Origin of the sequence: Nonomuraea sp. NPDC049028, assembly GCF_043197735.1 — a bacterium.
GTDB lineage: Bacteria > Actinomycetota > Actinomycetes > Streptosporangiales > Streptosporangiaceae > Nonomuraea.
Window position 1 is genome coordinate 266,087 of record NZ_JBICTR010000002.1, and the last position, 18,617, is coordinate 284,703.

The 18,617-nt window shown below is 69.8% G+C and carries 13 protein-coding genes; 4 read left to right on the top strand and 9 right to left on the bottom strand.

Features of this window, described 5'->3' with window-relative positions; all coding sequences use genetic code 11:
• The first annotated feature begins 60 nt into the window (after positions 1-60).
• Positions 61-2,340 carry a hypothetical protein gene (locus tag ACGFJ2_RS07575; RefSeq protein WP_393465783.1) on the top strand — a complete coding sequence of 760 codons (2,280 nt, stop codon included), beginning with the start codon at positions 61-63 and terminating at the stop codon, positions 2,338-2,340.
• Here ACGFJ2_RS07575 and ACGFJ2_RS07580 read toward each other — a convergent pair.
• Positions 2,329-5,241: a BTAD domain-containing putative transcriptional regulator gene (locus tag ACGFJ2_RS07580; protein WP_393465786.1), complete on the bottom strand. Its 2,913-nt coding sequence runs from the start codon at positions 5,239-5,241 to the stop codon at positions 2,329-2,331. The genes ACGFJ2_RS07575 and ACGFJ2_RS07580 overlap by 12 nt on opposite strands.
• Before the next feature lie 276 nt (positions 5,242-5,517).
• Here ACGFJ2_RS07580 and ACGFJ2_RS07585 point away from each other — a divergent pair, with 276 nt between their 5' ends.
• Positions 5,518-6,045 carry a hypothetical protein gene (locus ACGFJ2_RS07585; RefSeq protein WP_393465788.1) on the top strand — a complete coding sequence of 176 codons (528 nt, stop codon included), beginning with the start codon at positions 5,518-5,520 and terminating at the stop codon, positions 6,043-6,045.
• Positions 6,046-6,291: 246 nt separating this feature from the next.
• Here the strand turns inward: ACGFJ2_RS07585 and ACGFJ2_RS07590 are convergent, their stop codons facing one another.
• Both ACGFJ2_RS07590 and ACGFJ2_RS07595 read right to left on the bottom strand, forming a co-directional pair.
• Complete coding sequence (locus ACGFJ2_RS07590) at positions 6,292-6,768, bottom strand: pyridoxamine 5'-phosphate oxidase family protein (protein WP_393465790.1); 477 nt, start codon at positions 6,766-6,768, stop codon at positions 6,292-6,294.
• Positions 6,769-7,358: 590 nt separating this feature from the next.
• Positions 7,359-7,697 (bottom strand): histidine kinase, encoded by a 339-nt coding sequence (locus ACGFJ2_RS07595; RefSeq protein ID WP_393465792.1) that lies wholly within the window; start codon positions 7,695-7,697, stop codon positions 7,359-7,361.
• 590 nt (positions 7,698-8,287) lie between these two features.
• Here ACGFJ2_RS07595 and ACGFJ2_RS07600 point away from each other — a divergent pair.
• Positions 8,288-9,136 carry a slipin family protein gene (locus ACGFJ2_RS07600; RefSeq protein WP_393465794.1) on the top strand — a complete coding sequence of 283 codons (849 nt, stop codon included), beginning with the start codon at positions 8,288-8,290 and terminating at the stop codon, positions 9,134-9,136.
• A gap of 508 nt (positions 9,137-9,644) precedes the next feature.
• Here the strand turns inward: ACGFJ2_RS07600 and ACGFJ2_RS07605 are convergent.
• Both ACGFJ2_RS07605 and ACGFJ2_RS07610 read right to left on the bottom strand, forming a co-directional pair.
• Entirely contained in the window at positions 9,645-9,986 is a 342-nt protein-coding gene (locus ACGFJ2_RS07605) for a hypothetical protein (protein WP_393465797.1), read from the bottom strand.
• A gap of 13 nt (positions 9,987-9,999) precedes the next feature.
• Positions 10,000-11,709 (bottom strand): hypothetical protein, encoded by a 1,710-nt coding sequence (locus ACGFJ2_RS07610; protein WP_393465799.1) that lies wholly within the window; start codon positions 11,707-11,709, stop codon positions 10,000-10,002.
• Between the two features lie 422 nt (positions 11,710-12,131).
• Between ACGFJ2_RS07610 and ACGFJ2_RS07615 the strand changes: the two genes are divergently transcribed.
• A complete protein-coding gene (locus tag ACGFJ2_RS07615) occupies positions 12,132-12,752 on the top strand; it encodes a hypothetical protein (protein ID WP_357941819.1) in 621 nt (206 codons plus the stop codon).
• Positions 12,753-12,839: 87 nt separating this feature from the next.
• Here ACGFJ2_RS07615 and ACGFJ2_RS07620 read toward each other — a convergent pair whose 3' ends face one another.
• Genes ACGFJ2_RS07620 through ACGFJ2_RS07635 form a run of 4 tightly spaced genes read right to left on the bottom strand, consistent with a single transcriptional unit; the run spans position 12,840 to position 18,613 of the window.
• Positions 12,840-15,521 (bottom strand): sugar-binding protein, encoded by a 2,682-nt coding sequence (locus ACGFJ2_RS07620; RefSeq protein ID WP_393465801.1) that lies wholly within the window; start codon positions 15,519-15,521, stop codon positions 12,840-12,842.
• 16 nt (positions 15,522-15,537) lie between these two features.
• Positions 15,538-16,365: a carbohydrate ABC transporter permease gene (locus ACGFJ2_RS07625; RefSeq protein WP_357941824.1), complete on the bottom strand. Its 828-nt coding sequence runs from the start codon at positions 16,363-16,365 to the stop codon at positions 15,538-15,540.
• Entirely contained in the window at positions 16,362-17,246 is an 885-nt protein-coding gene (locus ACGFJ2_RS07630; protein WP_358177159.1) for a sugar ABC transporter permease, read from the bottom strand. The genes ACGFJ2_RS07625 and ACGFJ2_RS07630 overlap by 4 nt, the downstream gene beginning before the upstream one ends.
• Complete coding sequence (locus ACGFJ2_RS07635) at positions 17,243-18,613, bottom strand: extracellular solute-binding protein (RefSeq protein WP_358177162.1); 1,371 nt, start codon at positions 18,611-18,613, stop codon at positions 17,243-17,245. Before ACGFJ2_RS07635 ends, ACGFJ2_RS07630 begins: the two co-directional genes overlap by 4 nt.
• Between the last annotated feature and the right edge of the window lie 4 nt (positions 18,614-18,617).

An 18,617-nucleotide genomic window follows, 5' to 3' on the forward strand; every position in this document is an offset into this window, starting at 1 on the left:
AGATCATGTACATCTGAGTCATACTCTGCTGCATATGGGGCGACGGAGGGCGGCGGATACGTGAGGCGGCTGCGCGGCTGGTGGCTCTTGGTGATCGCGGCGACGGCCAGCGCGGTCGTCTCCCTCCTGGCTTCGTCCATGCCCGCGCTGGTCGGCTCCGTGCTGGTGGGGGCGGTCAGCGGCGGGGCCGCGGTCCTCACCGTACGAGCCGAGCGCGCGATCGACCGGAACGCGGCCACGCAGCCGCAGCTCTACACCGGCGAACGCCGAAAGCCGCTCCAGGTGCGCGACATCGAAGACCCGCTCAGCATCGGGGTCCACCTGGCGCCCCCGCTGACCGGGCCCGACGGCACGATCGACCGATGCCCGCCGTACACCCGCCGCGACCGGAGCGACGACCTGGAGCGGGCGCTGGCCGTGAGCAGGTTCGTCCTGGTCGTGGGCGAGTCGACGGCCGGCAAGACCAGAGCCGCCTACGAGGCGATGCGCGCGTGCCTGCCGGACCACACGTTCATCCGCCCGGTGGGCAAGCCGGACCTGCCGCAGGCCCTGGACCTGGCGCGGCGCCGGAGCAAGAGCGTCGTCTGGCTGGACGACCTGGACCTGTACCTGGGCGTGGACGGCCTGACGGCGGAGATGATCAGCCCACTGATCGCCGCCCCGGACCGTCATTGCGTGGTCCTGGCCACGATGAGGTCGCACGAGCGGGCTCGCTACAGCCCTCGGGCGAGCTCGGGTCTGAGCGACAGTGACCGGCAGGCGCACCGGTTGGCGGGAGCCGTGCTGAAGCAGGCGCTGGAGATCCGGATCGAGCGCCTGTGGTCGCCGGACGAGCGGCGGGCGGCGGCCGACGTCGACGATCATCGGATCCGCCAGGCGCTCGAGCATGGCGACCAGTACGGCGTGAGCCAATATCTGGCCGCCGGCCCGCAGCTGTTCCAGGAATGGCTGGACGCTCAGGGCTCCTGGCCGGAGGGCCGGCCGCGCGGCGCCGCGCTGGTGAGCGCGGCGGTCGATGTACGGCGGGCGGGGGTGCAGCGGCCGGTGCCGCTGTCGTTGCTGCGCGAGTTACACGAGGGCTACCTGCGGCCCGGTGTTCGCCCGGAATCGTGGGAGCAGGCACTGGACTGGGCGACCCAACCGCTGCACTCGACCAGCAGCCTGCTGGTTCCGGCCGAGGACGAGCTGTATGTGGCGTTCGACTATCTGGCCGACGCTCTGGACGAGGCCCAGGGCCTGCCCGAGGTGCCGGGACAGACCTGGGAGGCGGTCGTCTCCTTCGTCACCGCGAGTGATGTCGTGGAGGTCGGCTGGTCGGCATATTTCCGGAACCGTACGGATATCGCCGAGCGTGCCCTTCACCAGGCGTTCGACGCGGGGCTTCTCGAGGCGGCGCTGGACTTCGCCCACATGATGAGTTCGGCCGGCCGCGATGAGGACGTGGTGAGCTGGCTGGAACGAGCCCTGGCCAGGGCGGCCGAGAGCGGCGCCCCGCCGGAGGAGGTGATCGCCCTCCGAGACCGGGTGGCCTGGTGGATCGGGGCGCGCTTTCACCAGAGCGGAGATCCCGCCCGGGCGCTCGACCTGGCGCGGGCGGCCGCGGAAGAGAGCGAACGCCTCCTGGGCGCGGAGCACGCGCAGACGTTGGCGTGCCGCCTGACGCTGGCCCGCCAGATCGGCGCGGTGGGCCGCACGGAAGAGGCGCTCGCGCTGGCGGAGGAGCTGGTCGAGGTCGGTACGCGGGTGCACGGGGCGGACAGCGGCATCGTGCACGGTGGGCGCTTCGAGATCGCGATCTGGACCCGGTGGGGCGGGAATCCCCGCCGGGCGGTCGAGCTCTGGCAGGAGCTCGCCGCCGACAAGGTCGCGATCGGTGACAGCGAGATCGCCGACAGCCTGGACAACATCGAGGCCGCCCTCGAGGAGATCGGCGACCCGCGGCTTGACGCGGATGCCGTCGCCTGGCTCGACGAACTGGGTGAACGTGTGCTCCAGGAGGGGGCGCTTGACGGCTGGGGCGCCATGACGCTGTTCACCAACCTGGCCTGGTGGGTGGGCGGCCGGATGGACGGGGCGGGAGATCACGAGCGGGCCAGAGAGATCGCCGAATGGGCCCTGGAGGTGGGCCGGAGCGTGTTCGGCGCCGGTGACGCGCATGTCCTCGCAGGGGAGGTCATCCTCGCGCACCAGCTCGGCAGGCTCGGCGACCCCGAAGCCGCGGTGCGGCGCTGCGCGCGAGCGGCCGAGGACGCGGCCCGGATCTATGGCGAGACCCATCTCTTCACCGGCTTCGCGCGATCCGTGCTGAGCCGGTGGAGCCCGCAGGACTCAGCGGGATGAGATGACGCGGGATGAGGCGACGATGTCCGAGAGCCAGGCTTTCTCCGGTTCGAGCATGGATTCCGTGGAGAAGCCGGTCTCCGCCTCCACCTCGGCGATGTCGGCGCGCACCTGTGCCGCCTCGCTGTCGGCCAGGTGGTCGAAGATGGTCAGGGACCGCCGCCAGGTCTCGACGGCCAGCACCGGGCAGCCGGTCGCCGCCAGGGCCTGGCCGAGGATGTGCAGGGTGCGGGCCTCGGTGTTGCAGTCGCCGATCTCACGGCTGCGGTCGAGCGAGCGGAAGCACCAGCGGATCGTCTCCTCGTGGTCGCCCAGCGCGGCGTACGTGATGCACATGTCGGTCAGCGCGATGCCCTCGCCCCAGAGATTGTCGATCGCGCGGAAGGCGGCGAGCGCGGACAGATGGTGCTGGAGTGCCGTACGCGGCTGGCCGAGAGCGAGCAGCGCCCGGCCGAGCCCGGCCGAGGCGATGGCCTGCCCCCAGTGATAGCCGAGGTCGGTGAAGATGGCCAGCGCCTCCCGGTGGCACACGACGGCCGCCTCCGCCGCGTCCAGGTCCCGGTGCACCAGGCCGAGCGTGTTCAGCGCGTTGCCCTGGCCCCAGCGGTCGCCGAGATCACGCTGGAGCGCCAGCGCGATCTCGGCGTGCGGGAGCGCGTCCTTGAACTGCCGGCGGTCCCAGTGAGCCAGCGCGAGGCTGGTGCGGATCGTGGCTTCGGCGTGCGCGTCGCCCAGCAGCAGCGCGGCCTCCAGGCCGATCTCGTTGCTGGAGATCCAGGAGTCCCAGTGCTTACGCAGGTTGAAGAAGCTCCACAGCGCGCACGGCAGCTGCCATGCCACGCCGTACTGGCCGAGCGTGAAGGCCCGCCGTACGGCGGCCATGAGGTTGGCGTGCTCGGTCTGGAGCCAGCACAGCGCGGCGTCGTAGCCGGAGAAGGTGTACGGCTCGCACGACGGCTCCAGCGGCGGGAGCGGCAGGCCCTGATGCTGGGGGTTGAGCACCTGATCGGCCTGGTCGACGGTGTGGAGGTACCACGACAGCAGGCGCTTGACCGCGGCCAGCCGGTCGGCGTCGGACTCCTCCGCCTCGACCCGTTCGCCGGCGTAGACGCGCATCAGGTCGTGCATGCGATACCGCTCGACGCCGCCCGTCTCCAGCAGGCACCGGTCGGTCAGGATCTCGGCCAGCCGCCGTGCCTCGGCGGGCGGGACCCCGATCAGCGCCGCGGCGGCGCCGACCCCGAACTCCGTCCCGCTGTGCAGCCCGAGCAGCCGGAACGCCCGCGCGGCCCGCGGATCGAGCGCCTGGTACGACCACGAGAACACCGCCCGCAGGCTCATCTGCGGATCGTCGTCCACGTCGAGCAGGTCGAGGCGGGACCGCTCGTCGCGCAACTGGGCGACCAGGTCCGCCAGCCGCGCGCCGGACCGCCGGGTCACGTGCTCGGCGCTGATCGCCAGCGCCAGCGGAAGGTGGGCGCACAGCCGGGCCAGCTCGGCCGCGGCCTCGGCCTCGGCGGACACGCGCCCGGCGCCGAGGATCTTGCCCAGGAGCGTGTACGACTCCGCCTCAGGCAGCCTGCTGAGGAAGACGTGCCGCGCGTCATCGTGTACGGCCAGCCCGGCCAGGCGGGTGCGGCTGGTCACCAGCACCAGGCAGTCAGACCCGGGGAGCAGAGGTCGTACCTGGGCGGTGTTGCGGGCATTGTCCAGCAGAACCAGCACCCGCCGACCGGCCAGCGTGCTGCGCAGCAGCGCGGAGCGGGCCTCGACCGCCGTGGGGATCTGGTCGGCGGGTACGTTCAGGGACCGCAGCATCATCTCCAGGGCGGTGGCGGGCGCCATCGGCTCGCCGGGGCCGAACCCGCGCAGGTCGATGTGCAGTTGCCCGTCGGGGAAGCGCTCCCGCACCTGGTGGGCCCAGTGCACGGCCAGCGCGGTCTTTCCGACCCCGCCCGCGCCACCGATCGCCGCGATGACGATGGGCCGATGCTCCCCTTCTTCCGGAAGTAAGTCGTACAGCTTCGCCAGGTCCGTGTGGCGGCCGGTGAACCGGGCGAGATCGGACGGCAGCTGGCGCGGCACCGGGGCCGGGGGATAGGTCGCGGGCTCGGCGGGCGCCGACTCCGTCGTCGTCAGGGGAATGCCGTTCAGCACGGCCTGCTGGAGACGCCGCAGATCACTGCCGGGATCGATGCCGAGCTCCTCGCGCAGCAGGGCGGCGACGTGGCGGTAGACCTCGAGCGCCTCGGCCCGGCGCTCGGCGAGATGGAGGGCCAGCACCAGTTGTTCCCAGAGCCGCTCGCGCAGCGGGTGCTCGGCGGTGGCGGCCTTGAGGTCCGCGATGATCTCCTCGTGGCGGCCGGTCCGCAGCCCGAGGTCGAACCAGCGCTCCAGCAGCCGCATCCGCTCCTCTCCCAGCCGGGGCACCTCGTCGCGGTGCAGCGACTCCGACACCACGTCGACCAGCACCGGGCCCCGCCACAACGCGAGCGCCTCGCGCAGCAGACCGGACTCTCCCGCCTGGTCGCCCGCCCCGGCCGCCAGCGTCGCCTGTCCGGCCAGCTCGCGGAACCGCTCGACATCGAGGGTGTCGGCGTCGGCCCGCAGGATGTATCCCGCCCCCATGGTCTCGATCAGCGGCCGCCCGTCGGCGCCGTCGTCCAGTGCCCGGCGCAGCCTGGTCATCTGGGTGTGCAGGGCCGCGCGCGCCTGCTTGGGCACATCGTCGCCCCACACGTACTCGATGAGTTTGTCGGGCGGTACGTGGTGGTTGGCGTTCACCAGCAATGTCGCCAGCGCGATGCGCTGCTTGGCCGCCGAGAGCCGTACCGGCCGGCCGCCCCGTGTTATCTCCAGTGGTCCCAGCACACTGAACCGGATCCCCGTACCCGTTTCCATCCGTGGACCTTTCCGCGATCTCCCGTCGGTGTGCGCGCCATCCCCAATGACACGATCACCTGTTCGCACTCTCCACCATGCAGCAAGGAAGGACAGTTTCCGCGTGTACCGGAATACATCCTGTCCGGAGTTCTACTTCGTAGCCATCCTTAATACGGCCGCCCCGCGCTGGGGCGACAGGTTGCCGAAAGGATGACGTCAGCCTTTTGACAGAGCCGCTGTTTACCGTGATGACGACAAGGGGTCAGGAATTTCACGTAGGCCAGGGGGAGAAACATGCAGAAAAGACATCTCGGGGTGGCTGCGGTGTCGGCCATTCTACTCGCCGGCGCCGTTGTGTCCGCGCCGAGCGCGTCGGCGGCGCCCGCGTCCGTGACGACACGTCCGGCGGGGGCGGCGTCTGTGTCCGCGATGGCACGTCCGGCGGTGGCTGCGGCCGATCCCATCGACTGCAGTGGATGGTGGCACTTCACGGGCAACGACCCGAAGTCCGCCCGTATGGTCCGCTGGGGTGGCACCAACGGACGCCCGCAGTTCAACCTCATGTACGGCAAGATCCAGGGCATCCAGCACGGCTGGGCCCAGTTGTCCGGCGCCAAGCAGGGCGACTGGGTCACCCTTGACGTGACCAGCGACGGGGGCCGTACCTGGGGCTACTGCGGCCCGTTCGAGGCCCGTTGGGACGGGGACATCGTGACCACTCCCGCCGCGCGCACCTCGAGCGATCCGAACCTGCAGTTCCGCGCCTGCGGGGCACCGAGGGGCGTGCCCGGCAGCCGGGCCATCTGCACCGCCCCCTGGTGACAGGGACCGCGTCCTGGCCACCGCATCGCACCCATCGGCCAGGACGCGGCTCTCGGCGGCTGAGCCGGTGCGGCCCTCGGTGGCCGCACCGCAGGGCCCGGCGGCGGCCCTGGATGGGGACACCGCACGCGGTCCTCGGCGAGCAAGACCCGAGTCTGACTGGGGCGGTCAGATTTGGGCTTGCTCGCCGGAAGACCTCGCAAACAAGATCTATTGTCAGGAGATGTCCGCTCCGAAAGGGGAGACTCAAAAGCCCCGATCCTCGGCCGAGGGGGCAATGACACCGCCTGGGTGCAGGGGAAGGCGGCGACCGCTGACCTCGTTCAGGGACAGCCGTACGAACACCGGTTCGGCCATCGCGACCCAGGGCGCTCCGACGATGCGCTCCAGACGACGGACCTGTCCAGGGTCGGTGACCACTTCGGCCCGGCCGGTCAGTACGACGCTCCAGCCCACGTGCAAGGCCGGCTCCGTGTCGTCGGCTTCGAAGATGAGCGGCACACCGTGTTCGATGGCATCCAGCTTGCCGCCCTTCTCGGTTCTGAACGCGATGCCGTCGTCGTCCAGCACGAAATTGACGGGCACGATCTCCAGGGCATCGGTGCCGGGTGCCGTCCAGGCGATACGCCCGACGGCGACCGTTGACAGCAGCGCCAGGCAGGCATCACGGTCCAGGATCTGGATGTGGCCGGTGGCATGCGATCGCTTGTCCTGCTGCTCCATGCACGCAGCCTCTCATGTGACTCGTCAGCCGCACGTCAGGCTTCGCCGCTGTACGCCTACGCACTCCTCCCGGGCACTTCAGAGGGTTTGCGGGTGGTGGGCGTCATTTGTGCGATGGGGAAGCGAAGAGACTGCCGCGCATGCGGCCGCGGGCAGATCAGAGGCGGCAGCAACCCGCCCAGGGCCGCATTCGGCTATTGGAAGAGGAGGTGGATATCGCTTTCGGTCGCGCTGTGGGTGACGACGAGAACGGTGTCGCGGCCGCGAGCCGCATCAGGCCGATGGTGTCGGTGGTGCCCACGGCCTCCTCGATCAGGGACACCAGCGGGGTCGCTGCGGGAAGCGCTACGTCGACACCCCAGCGCCGATCGAAAAGCCACATGTTGTCAGGATCGTTGATGCGGGCGAGGACCCAGCCAACGACCTTGGTTGTCTGTGAGCATGCAGCCGAACGCCAACGTCGGAATGTGCATGGGCTTCGTGCGGTCAAGGTCTTCTTGTCTGGTGGGTCTGCCTCGGGCTCGCCGGTAACGGGAATGAGCCCGGCGATCTGCCAGGCTCACCCCATGTTGGGCAGGCAAGAGTGCTTTCTAGTCGATCGTGGCCACGTCCGGGGTCGGGCCCTCCTCGGTGAGAGAACTGTGTCTGTCAAGGTCGAAGAGGGTGCGTCTGAGGTCGACGACGGCGTGATCCAGCCCGCCGATGGCGCGAGTGATTCGCGTTCTGGCCTGGGCATCGTCGGTCAGGGAGAGGGCGGCGTGCAGGTCCAGGCTGACGATGAAGATCTGATTGACCAGGATGTCGCGCAGGTCGGAGGCGATGCGGTAGTCGTCTGCGACAGGGTTCTGCGGCGCATGAACGGGGGCGTTCACGTGACCGGCAAGGCCGGTTTCACGCGGATGGGTCTGACCGAAATCGGTGCCGTGCATGGCGGCGTTCCTCGCTGCGCCAACCGGCTCGCCGTCCCGCCGACCGGAAGGGTTTCCGGGCGGCCAGTCCAGTGGTCGCCGACGCTGGTGGGCGATCGTGAAGCGATGTCCATGACCGCGACAGTGCCCGTCGTCCGCCGTGGACTCCACATCCCTGGCCGTCGGGGAAGGCGATGGGATGGCCTGCGCTGCCGTGGACTGGTGGATGCCGCCGGGGGCTGGGGCAACGCCTGGTGCCGGACCCGGCAGAAGGCGGCCCGGCTGGTGTGTCGTGCTCCTCCTGATCTCGACCCTACGCCCCTTGCGGTGCCAAAAGCACGCTCTGGGCGGTGCAACCTGATGACGGCTCACGGGCGAGGAGCGAAGCGCCTGCCTTCTCGCGACAGGGCAGAGGGTCCCACCCCGCGCCGCCGAACGCCCCTCGCGGTCGTGCCGGCTGAGGTCTTTCGCCTCTGGCGGCCAGGCGCGCCCGGCTGGAGGCTTCCGGTAAGGGGATCGCCCACAGGGCGTCCATCAGCCGGGTTGACGAGGATGTCTCGTCGATCCTGCCGGACCCGGCGATCTCCGCTGGCGAGCGAACGGAGCTGACCATGAACGGCTGGACCATCCCTGCGATCATCGTGGCCGTGCTGCTGCTGATGTTGGCGCTGGCGGTGCGGATCGTCAAGCAGTACGAGCAGGGCGTGCTGTTCCGCCTGGGCCGGGTGCTGGGCGTACGCGAACCAGGCCTGCGGTTGATCATTCCGCTCGTCGACGTGCTGCGCCGAGTGTCTATGCGGATCGTCACGATGCCGATCCAGTCCCAGGGCATCATCACCCGCGACAACGTCAGCGTCGACGTGTCCGCGGTCGCCTACTTCAAGGTGGTCGATGCGATCAAGTCGGTCGTGGCGATCGAGAACGTCCGCGCGGCCATCGACCAGATCGCCCAGACCACGCTGCGCAAGGTCGTCGGCCAGCACACCCTGGATGAGACGCTGTCGGAGACCGACCGCATCAACCTGGACATCCGCCAGATCCTCGATGTCACCACCGTCGCATGGGGGGTGGAGGTGACCTTGGTGGAGCTGAAGGACATCCAGCTCCCCGACAGCATGAAGCGCGCCATGGCCCGCCAGGCAGAGGCAGAGCGTGAGAAGCGCGCCAAGATCATCAACGCGGAGGGTGAGCACCTGGCCGCCGCCGCGCTGGGCGAGGCCTCCGACATCATGATGGCCCACCCCCTGGCGTTGCAGCTGCGCAACCTGCAGAGCCTGGTCGAGATCGGCGTGGACAAGAACAGCACCGTCGTCTTCCCCGCCCCGCTGATGACCACCATCGCCGAACTCGGCGCCTTCCTCGCCCGTGAGCAGAAGGCCGCCGCCCAACCCGTCCCTGCCAAGGACGTCGCCGTCCCGGTCGAGGTTCCTGCGGGCAACGGCACCGTCGAGATCGCCTGAGCAGGGCGGATGAACGCACTGCGGCTGTCGACTCCGCGGCATGAGCTCGCACGGCCTGCAGTGCCTCAACACCGCGTCACTGAACGCGCTGGCCGACGACTGGAAGGCCGACGTGCTGCACATCTGCATGTACATCCAGGAGGACGGCTACGAGACCAACCCCCGCCTGTTCACCCGACCGAGTGGGCACTTCTCGCCTCAAGGCGGCCGGCGTCTGGGTCCGCGACCGGGTCCGCACCCCCGACGATTTCTGACCCACGTCGCGCCCGTCCATGGGGCCTCCGCCACAACGGAGGGTCTCCGCCTTCTCTCCCCGGAGGGTCTCTCCTTGTGGACCCAAGCCAAGACGGACCTCCTTCCATCTCTCCCCAGAGGGATCCCTCAATGGGGACCCCAGCCACGTCAAACCGCTTCCCTTTCCCCCCGAAGGGGGTATCTCTCAAAGGACCCCAGCCACCACGGACCGTCACACGGATCGAGACGGTCGGATGACGAGACAGCCGGGGTCCTAGGAGAACAGCTCGCGGATCTTGCCGATGACCTCGACGATGACCGACACCTCGCCAGCCCTGAGCGAGAGCCGCTTCAGGGCGTCGAGGATGCGCGACCGGTCCGGCTCGGCCTCGGCCAGCTCCCGCCGGACGTCAGCCGCGTCCCGCCGCGCCTTGCCCGGCTCGTCCACGACCGACTCGTGCTCCCCGAGCAGCCTCTCCAACTGATCCAGCAGCTGCTCGGCCGTACCAGGCGCCGAAGAGCCCAGGTGGTTGACGGTGGCGCGGGCGTGCGCGCCCATCGCGATGGGCCCATTGACCTGCCCACCGGTGATGTGCAGGCCGTATTCCGTTCCCATCGAATCCTCCCCGCTAGTCACGTGCCTGGCCGTAGGTCGCCGACGCGTGCTCGCCGAACGCGATCGGGCCGTTCACCGTGCCGCCGGGCCCCACCGACATCGAGTACGAGGTCACGCTGGCCGCCTGCAGCCGGTAGGCGCCGGTCTCCACCTTCCGCTCCTCCAGGAAGTCGAGGACCGCCTCGGTGAGCCGCTGCTCGATCATCTTGATGTACTTCGTGACGTCGAGCACCTGGATGTGGGTCTGGAGGCGCTCGCTGGCGCCCAGTTCGCGGACGCTGAAGCGGGCCCCGTACGGATAGACGATGTGGTCGCGGGGGTTCGGCGTCATCGAGCTCTGCCGTACGCTCTGCACGATCGTCCGGACGACCCGGACCGGAGCCGCCAGCACGTCGCGCAGGAGCTGGAGCTTCAGGACCTTGACCGCCTCCCAGGTGATCCGCCCGCTGGTCATGGCGGGCAGGCTGTCGACTACGTGATAGAGGTCGTGGGCCGGCGGGAGCACGGTGACCACGAACTGCGTGTAGAGCATTCGGCCTTCGACGGCGAGGTAGATGAACGCGGATGTCAGCGCCTCCTGGTCCTCGGCCGGCGCGACCAGGTTGCCGTTGAGGTCGCGGATCTCCTGGCCGGCGTTGTTGATGGTGACGCGCTGGTAGTACCGAACGCCGCCCTGCGGATGGCGGGCGATCGCCGCGATCTCCTCGGGGGTGGCCAGGTAGCGGGGCAGGCCGTTGCGGTCGATCATCGGATGCGGCCCGGCCGCGCGGTCGCGCTGCCCGTCGGCGACGGTGAAAATCCCGCGCGTCACCACGTGGTCTCCGATGTCGAGCCGCTGGATGCCCTCGTTGGGCCGGAGTACGCGGTCACGCATGTCGATGAGGCGGCTGCGGACGAAGCCGTGCAGCTCGACCGGGTCGATGTCGACGGGGTCCGCCCGTCGTGCCGGCCGGTGATTCTCGCGTACGCGGTCGAGTTCGACGGCGATGGACCAGTTCCGCTGGATCGTCCCGGCGCCGAGGAACGCGTCCTCGTTCGCGTACATGGTGATGTTTCCCCACTGCGCGCCGCGGATGTAGTCGAGGCGGCGCGCCAGTTTGGGGTGCGTGGTTCTGATGACGGGTTCCGGTGCGCCCGGCTTGAGGTTCCCGACGAGGGTCAGGTAGATCGCGATCCGGTACACGAGTGCGACGCCGAGCGTGACGGCCGGAACCATGAGCGCTTGCAGCAGGGAGCCGGTGCTGTCGCTCACGATGTCCGGGGCAGCAGGCTCAATTCCGTATATATCGGGAACTGATGAGCGGCGTGCGGTGGGCAGGCCCGTCGCAGCAGAGAAGAGCACGGAGAAGAGTGCGTTGAAGATCGCTAGGAAGAGCAGCGAGAAGGCCGAGTAGCCGGCCCAGAGCCAGATCAGCGCCCGCACGTACAGCGGCCCGCGCCGGATCCCGTCCACGGTGAGAAGGGCGAACGGGATGAGGGTCGTCACCCATGCGAATGTGCTCAACGGGGCGATGAAACAGCCGATGGCGAAAAACCCGGTGATCAGGGCGTCGCGGACCACGAGCATCGTCCGGGATCGTCGGCAGTGATAGATCACCGGCATCACGTCGAAACCCCCGTAAGAGGGAGGGATCGCCCGATACTGGTCGAACAGCAGCTCGGCCAGAACTTTGTCGCGGAAGCCGCTATCCAGGTAGGCGGCGCCGCAAAGGTAACGCGTCACATTGCCCATGCGAGACATTTTCACATTCGCGGTCCGCGTGTGCGGGGAATCCGTTCCGGAGCTGTTGAGCATCGTGGCCGCCTCCCGCTCATTCGTGCGTGGCGGTGAGCCTATAGTGGGCGAATATCTCAAGAGTGGCTCGTTATCAAATAGTCTTCTTTCGGTAATGCGGGCGGCTGTCGACACGACGAATCAGCAATAAAGCATTTGTCCTGGTTTTTCGGGATTAATTAGGGAGAGGTGCATTGGTGGATGAATCGGGCTCCGGCCGCCTTTGTGGGCGATGCGGGGCCGACGCCGGGAACCTCGACCGGTGCCCGAGGTGTGGAGCGGCCCTCGCGGAGCCACCGGCGCCAGCGGACGGTGGGGAATGGGACCCCTGGGATCGGCCGCGGCCCTGGACGTCGCTGGTCTTCCTCGGCTTGATCCTGCCGGCGCTCGCCCTCGGGCTGGTCTGGTGGCTCGCCTCCGGTCTCCCCTGGCCCTCCGGTGAAGGAGACACCCAGGCGCGGCAGGACGAGGTGCCCGTGCTCACCGATGCCACCGGCGCGACCTCAGCACCGGCGACCGACACCGGAGCGCCGGCGGCCGACACCGACCAGGCCGCCCGGCAGGCCACCGGTCTGGATGATCTGTTGACCAACAGCCACTCGACCCGCGCCAGCCTGTCGGGCGCCATCGCCCGCGCGAGCAAATGCGAGCGGAGCGGCGTGAACGCCATCCAGAACATCACCGTCAACCGGCGCGACCAGCTGACCATGGCCCAGGCACTCGACCTGACCGCCCTGCCGGAGGGACCGGCGCTCAAGGAGTCCCTCGTCGCCGCGCTCCACGCCTCCTACTCCGCCGACGCCGCCTTCCTCACCTGGTCCCGGCGCCACCTGGCGAAGGGCTGCACAGGACCCATCGCCGCGGATCCCGACTACCAGCGCGGACTCGACAAATCGGGCGACGCCCAGACGGCGAAGGCCCGATTCGTCGAGGCGTGGCGCCCCATCGCGGAAACCTACGGCCTGACCCACTGGAAGGCCGACGACATCTAGACGACATCAAAGGGACAGAGGATCGTCCCGAAGCCCGGCGTCCGCATCGTCGAGACGAGGGGTTCGACGATGCGGACGCCGGAGTCGTCAGCGCACGCGGACCTGTGAGGCCAGCGTGCCGCCGCTCGTGGCCTGCCATCCCGCCACCACTGTTGGGTGGCCGCCCGTCGCACGGGTCAGGGGTACGGTCACGGTCGTGGTGCCCTTACCGGAGACGGTGACGACGCGGCCGCCCGCCGTGCCCTGGTCGTCGCGGACGAACAGGTGCGCCTTACCGGCGGCGTTGGCGCGCAGCGTCACCTTCACCGCGTTCCGTCCGCTCGTGGCGGAGACCACCCGGCCGCTTTCCGACTCCGTCGCCGCGGGACCGCCGGCGAGCGGGAGGTGGACGCGGACCGCCTGCTCCAGCGACTGCGGCGAGTCCAGGCTGGACAGCCCGGTGTCGGGGATCACCGGGTCGGGCGGGGTGGTCGGCCGATCGGCCGGCGGCTGGTAGCCGGGCAGTGTCGCGACGCCCCACCGGTACGGGTCACCCTGTACGCCGCCCCAGGTCGACCAGCCGATCCGGGTCTGGCCGGTCTTGTCCTGGGTGTCGGAGTCGTACACCAGGATGTTGAGCCCGAGATGCGCGGGATCGACCGCACCCGGCAGGGTCTCCATCGGGATGGCCATCTCCACGTCGTACGCCCCGGCGGAGACCTTCGAGGCCACCCGCATGCCGGTGGCGGGTCCCTGGTGGTTGTCGGCGTCGCGCAGCGCGCAGGGCGGCCCCTCGGCCGTCACCGGTAGCACCGCGGCCTTGAACGTCGTGGAGGTGTTCTCCGACGTGCCGCGCGGGTCGAGGGTCACCTCCACCGAGTCGGTACGCCAGTGCCGTTTGCAGTCGGAGGCGGGCAGGCGGGTGCCGACGACGTCGTCCTTCACGTGGACCATCAGGAACAGCGTGTCGTCCCGCCAGGTCACCTTGGCCGTGCCGGAGCAGTCCGCGGCCGACGAGCACGCGGTGCCCTCCCACAGGCGGGAGATGTCGAGGGCGGGGCCGGCGTATTCGCCGTCGCCCTCCACGCCGTCGACGGCCGGCGCCGCCGTGGCCTGCGGGATGGCCGCCGCCGGGACCAGTTCGAGCGCGGGCTTGCTCACCGACGAGCCGTCCGCGCTGGTGGTGGTGATGGTGTACGCGTAGTCGCCGCCCTGGTTCGAGGTCTTCAGCGCGGGGTCGGAGTTGGTGACGGTGAACGGCACCGTCGTCGAGGCCCCGGCCGCCAGCCCGCTGTAGGGCGCCTCGGCTCGGTCGGCGGTGAAGCCCGCGGGCAGGTCCAGCCGTACGGTGCCGGACTGGGTGGTGCCGCTCACGTTGGTGACCACGACGCCCACTTGGCGGGAGCCGCCGGACGGGAGGGTGAGCACGGGCGTGACCAGGCCACGCAGCTGCGGTACGCCGAGTTCGGCGGTCCACTTCTCGTACTGGGCGACCTGGGGGAGCAACTGCTGCCCACCTCGTACGGCCGGGCTGACCTCGACCTGCCGGTCGGTGTAACCGCGTCCATGCTCGGTGGTCAGCGTGGCCGCCAGGCGAACCCGGTCACCGGCGCTCACGCCCTGGGGTGGCGTCACCGTGAAGGTCGCGGATCCGGTACGCCCCTGGGCGATCCTGCCGAGGTCACCGGAGCCGCTGACCACCCAGCCCTGGGGGGCGCGCAGCGCGGCGGACGATCGGCCGAGCGGTTCGCCAGATGGGGCGGTCGCGGTGACCTTGACGGTGAAGGCCGTTCGCGGGCGGACGTCGAACGTACTGGGCCGCAGGTCGAGCAGGGTGCCGAGCGGCACGGTGCCGGCCGCGCGGGTCAGCGCGCCGTCCAGGATCGCCGTCGGCGCGGCCGCCGCCGCGCTCCCCGGCTCGGGGAAGGGTACCCGCGAGTCCACCTGGGTGAAGAAGTCACAGCCCAGCTGGGCCGGGTCGGACGGCACGTCGGGGAAGACGGCCCAGCCCTGGGAGGCGTACGAGCGCTGGGCCTCGCGCTCGATGGTGGCCCAGGTCTTGCCGCCCTGGCTCTGGGAGGGGCGTCCGCTCCACACGCCGTACACGTTCTGGGCCGGGTTGGTGGGGCGGAACGTCGCGGCGCAGGCCGGACCGACCTGGGAGGTGCCGCGCCCGCCGCCGAGGAACAGCCGGGCGGGTGCGAAGGGCCGCAGCCCCTCACGGGTGAGCTGCTCGGGGAACGCCTTCGGGTCGGCCGCCGCGTAGAACGCCTCGACGGCCAGCCGGGCGGCCTGCTGGTGGTTGCCGTGGTTGCCGGGGGAGGGGGCGGGGTCCATGGTCAGCATGACCTCGGGCCGGGTCTGGCGGACGACCCGTACGACCTTCTCCAGGGTGTCGTCCCCCCAGATCTGGTCGGTGAGCGGGGCGCTGACCGTGTAGTAGAAGTCGACGTCGTCGAGGTTGAACACCTCCCGCACACCGGCCTTGCCGACCGCGGTCCGCTCCTCGGCCTCCCGCAGCAGGCCGAGTGCCGGGCCTTCCTCCGGCCCGACGGCGTTGCCGCCGCCCTCGCCCCGGGTGACGGTGACGACGCCGGTGCGGACCCGGTGGTCCTCGTTCCACTGGCCGAGCGTGGAAAGGCTGAACGCCTCGTCGTCGGGATGGGCGCCGACGAACAGCGCGTCGAGGTCAATCGGGGGAGCGGGGGCATGTTCGGCCAGCGCGGGCGCCGCCGGTACGAAAGCCAGCGCGGCGGCCACCGCTACCAGCGCGTAGAGCGACCTCTTCAAGGGAACCTCCGGGGGGTTATTCGCGGACCGCCCCCTGGAGCAGTCCGCGGACGAAGTGACGCTGGAGGAACAGGTAGAAGATCACCACCGGGGTCGCGACGATGACCGACCCGGCGGCGAGGAGGGTGAAGCCGGAGGTGTACTGGCCCTGGAAGAAGGCCAGCCCGAGCGGCGCGGTCCGCAGCGACTCGCTGGTCACCATGATCAACGGGATGAGGAACTCGTTCCACGTCCACATGAAGACCAGGACGGTCAGGGTCACGACGGCGGGCCGGGCCGGGGGCACCAGCACCTGCCACAGGATGCGCCAGGTCGAGGCGCCGTCGATGCGGGCGGCCTCGACGATCGCCCGGCTGCTGGCGCGGAAGTACGCCCGCATCCAGAACGTGCCGAACGCCACCGACAGCGCGACCTGCGGCAGCGCGACCGACCAGAAGGTGTCGATGAGGCCGAGCGAACGCAGGTCGAAGTAGAGCGGCACCGCGATGGCCTCGCTCGGCATCATGATCCCGAGCATGAACAGGTAGAAGAGCACCGACTGACCGCGAAAGCGCATGGTGCCGAAGGCGTACCCGCTCATGATGGACAGCACGACGCTGACGACCACGACGAACGCCGACACCATCAGGCTGGTACGCAGGTAAGTGCCGAACCGCCCGATCTCCCACGCCGCCGAGAAGTTGCCCACGTGCAACCCCGCCACGCTGAGCCCCTGCCCGGTGGCGTCGGCGCTGTCGTCGGGGCCGAGCGCGGCGAACAGGATCGACAGGATGGGGAAGAGCGCGAACGCGGCGAACGCCGACAGGATGACGTAGTTGGCCAGCCGCTCCCCGCGTGAGATCACGAGGCCCCCCTGTCCGCGAAGCGGTTGATCATGAACGAGATCGCGAAGATGACGACCGTCAGGGTGACCCCGATCGCCGCCGCCGAGCCGATCTGGCTGAGCCCGAAGGCGCGGTGGTAGACCTCGTACGACGGCACCGACGTCGAGGTGCCGGGACCGCCGCGCGTGGTGATGTAGACCAGGTCGAAGGTCCGCAGCGCGGCGATCACGGTCAGCGTCAGCGCGACCGCGATCTCCCCGCGCACCGAGGGCAGCGTGACCGCGAAGAACTCCTTGACCGCCCCGGCCCCGTCGAGCCGCGCCGCCTCGTACAGCTCCGAAGGGATGCGGCTCATCCCGGCCAGCAGCAGCACGGTCACCAGGCCGGTCTCGAACCACGTGCCGACCACGCCGACCGCCGGCAGCGCGAAGGTGTAGTCGCCCAGCCAGCCCCTGGTGAGCGAGTCGAGTCCGAGCGCGCCGAGCAGGCCGTTGAGTGTGCCGTCCGGGGCGTACACGCGCCGCCAGGCGACGGCCACCACGACCATGGCGACCACCTGCGGCAGGAACACCACCGTCCGGAAGAACCCGAGCCCGCGCACCTTGGCGTGGTTGAGTATCGCGGCCAGCATCAGCCCGATGGCCAGCGGCGCCAGGGCGTAGAACCCGACGAGGACCAGGGCGTGGACGAAGGCGTCGCGGAGCCCTTCGTCCGCGACGATCGCCGCGTAGTTGGACAATCCAGCCCAGGTGCCGACGGACAGCCCGTCCCAGTTGTACAGCGACAGCTGTACCGCCCGGCCGATTGGATAAAGGAGGAACGCCGCGTATATGACGAATGCCGGAAGTATGTAGAGGTAGGCGACGCGTCTGGGCTCCCCGGGAGGTCGGCCCACGCTCACCCGTTGCTCTCCGCGAAGGTCTTGTAGTCCTTCTCCAGCGTGGCCAGGAACTCCTGCGGCGTCGCCTTCTTGGCCAGCAGGTCCTGCAGCGCCGCGCCCAGCGTGTCGGCGAAGGTCGGCGTCGCGTAGTCGAGGTAGGGCACCAGGCCGTCGTTCTTGGTCGCGGTGCCGAACGCCTTGAAGACGTCCTGCTGCGCACCCGCCGGCACGCTCTGCTGGTCCGTGTCGGCCACCGGCAGGTTGCCCGTGGCGGTGAGCACCTTCATGGCGTCGGCGTTGGTGATGAAGTCGATGTACGCGGCGGCCGCGTCGGGGTTGGGGCTCTTGGCGGTGATGGCGAACGGCAGGCCCGTGCCGCCGGTCGCGACGGGCGGCGCGTCGGGTGTGGCGCCGGGCGGCAGGATGAAGCCGAGGTTCTTGCCCAGGACCTTCTCCATGTCGGCCATCAGCCAGGTGCCGCCGATCAGGAAGACGCCCGTCCCCTTGCTGAACGCCTGCCACGCCGGGTCGTAGCCCTGGCCGTTGAAGCCCTTGTTGAAGTAGCCCTTGTCGACCCAGTCGACGAGTTGCTGGGCGGCCTTGGTGTTCTCGGGGGTGTTCCAGGAGGCGCCCTTGCGGCCGAAGGCCAGCGTGCTGATCTGGGCGGCCGGAACGTTACGGCCCTGCACGGTGCCGAACACGTGGATGGCCGGCCACTTGTCGAGGTTGCCCAGCTGCATGGGCACCTCGCCGGCGCCCTTGGCCTTGGCCAGCGCGGCCTGGAACTCCTCCCAGGTCTTGGGCGGCTGCAGGCCCAGGCTGGTCAGCTTGGCGGCGTTGTAGTAGATGCCGACGACCTCGCCGACCTGCGGCAGGCCGTACAGGTTGCCCTCGCCGAACACCTTGCCGTCGGCGCTGTAGCTCGAATAGCGCAGGACGGAGTCCGGATAGCGCTTCTTCCAGCCGTACGCCTCGGCGTAGGCGTTCAGCGGACGGAGCTGGCCGGCCTTGACGAACGCGCCCATCGAGGACCGGCCGTTGTTGGCCTCCACCACGTCCGGCGGTTCGTTGCCGCTCAGCGCCAGGCGCAGGGTGGTGTTGAGGTCGTCGAAGGAGCGGGAGACCCGCTTGAGCTTGATGTTGGGGTATTTCGCCTCGAACGCGGCGTTGAGCTGCTTCATCTGGGCGGCCTGCCCGCCGCGTACCTCCTGGTCCCAGATGGTGAGCGTCACGTTGCCGAGCGCCGCGGCGTCGGTGCGCACCGCGCTGGGCGCGGCCGACGAGGCGGCCGGCGGTGGAGCCGAGGAGCCGGGCGCGCACGCGGTCGCGGCGAGGGCCACGGCGGTGGCGGCGAGTACGGCACGCGTGCGAGGCGTTGGGGGGATCATGGCG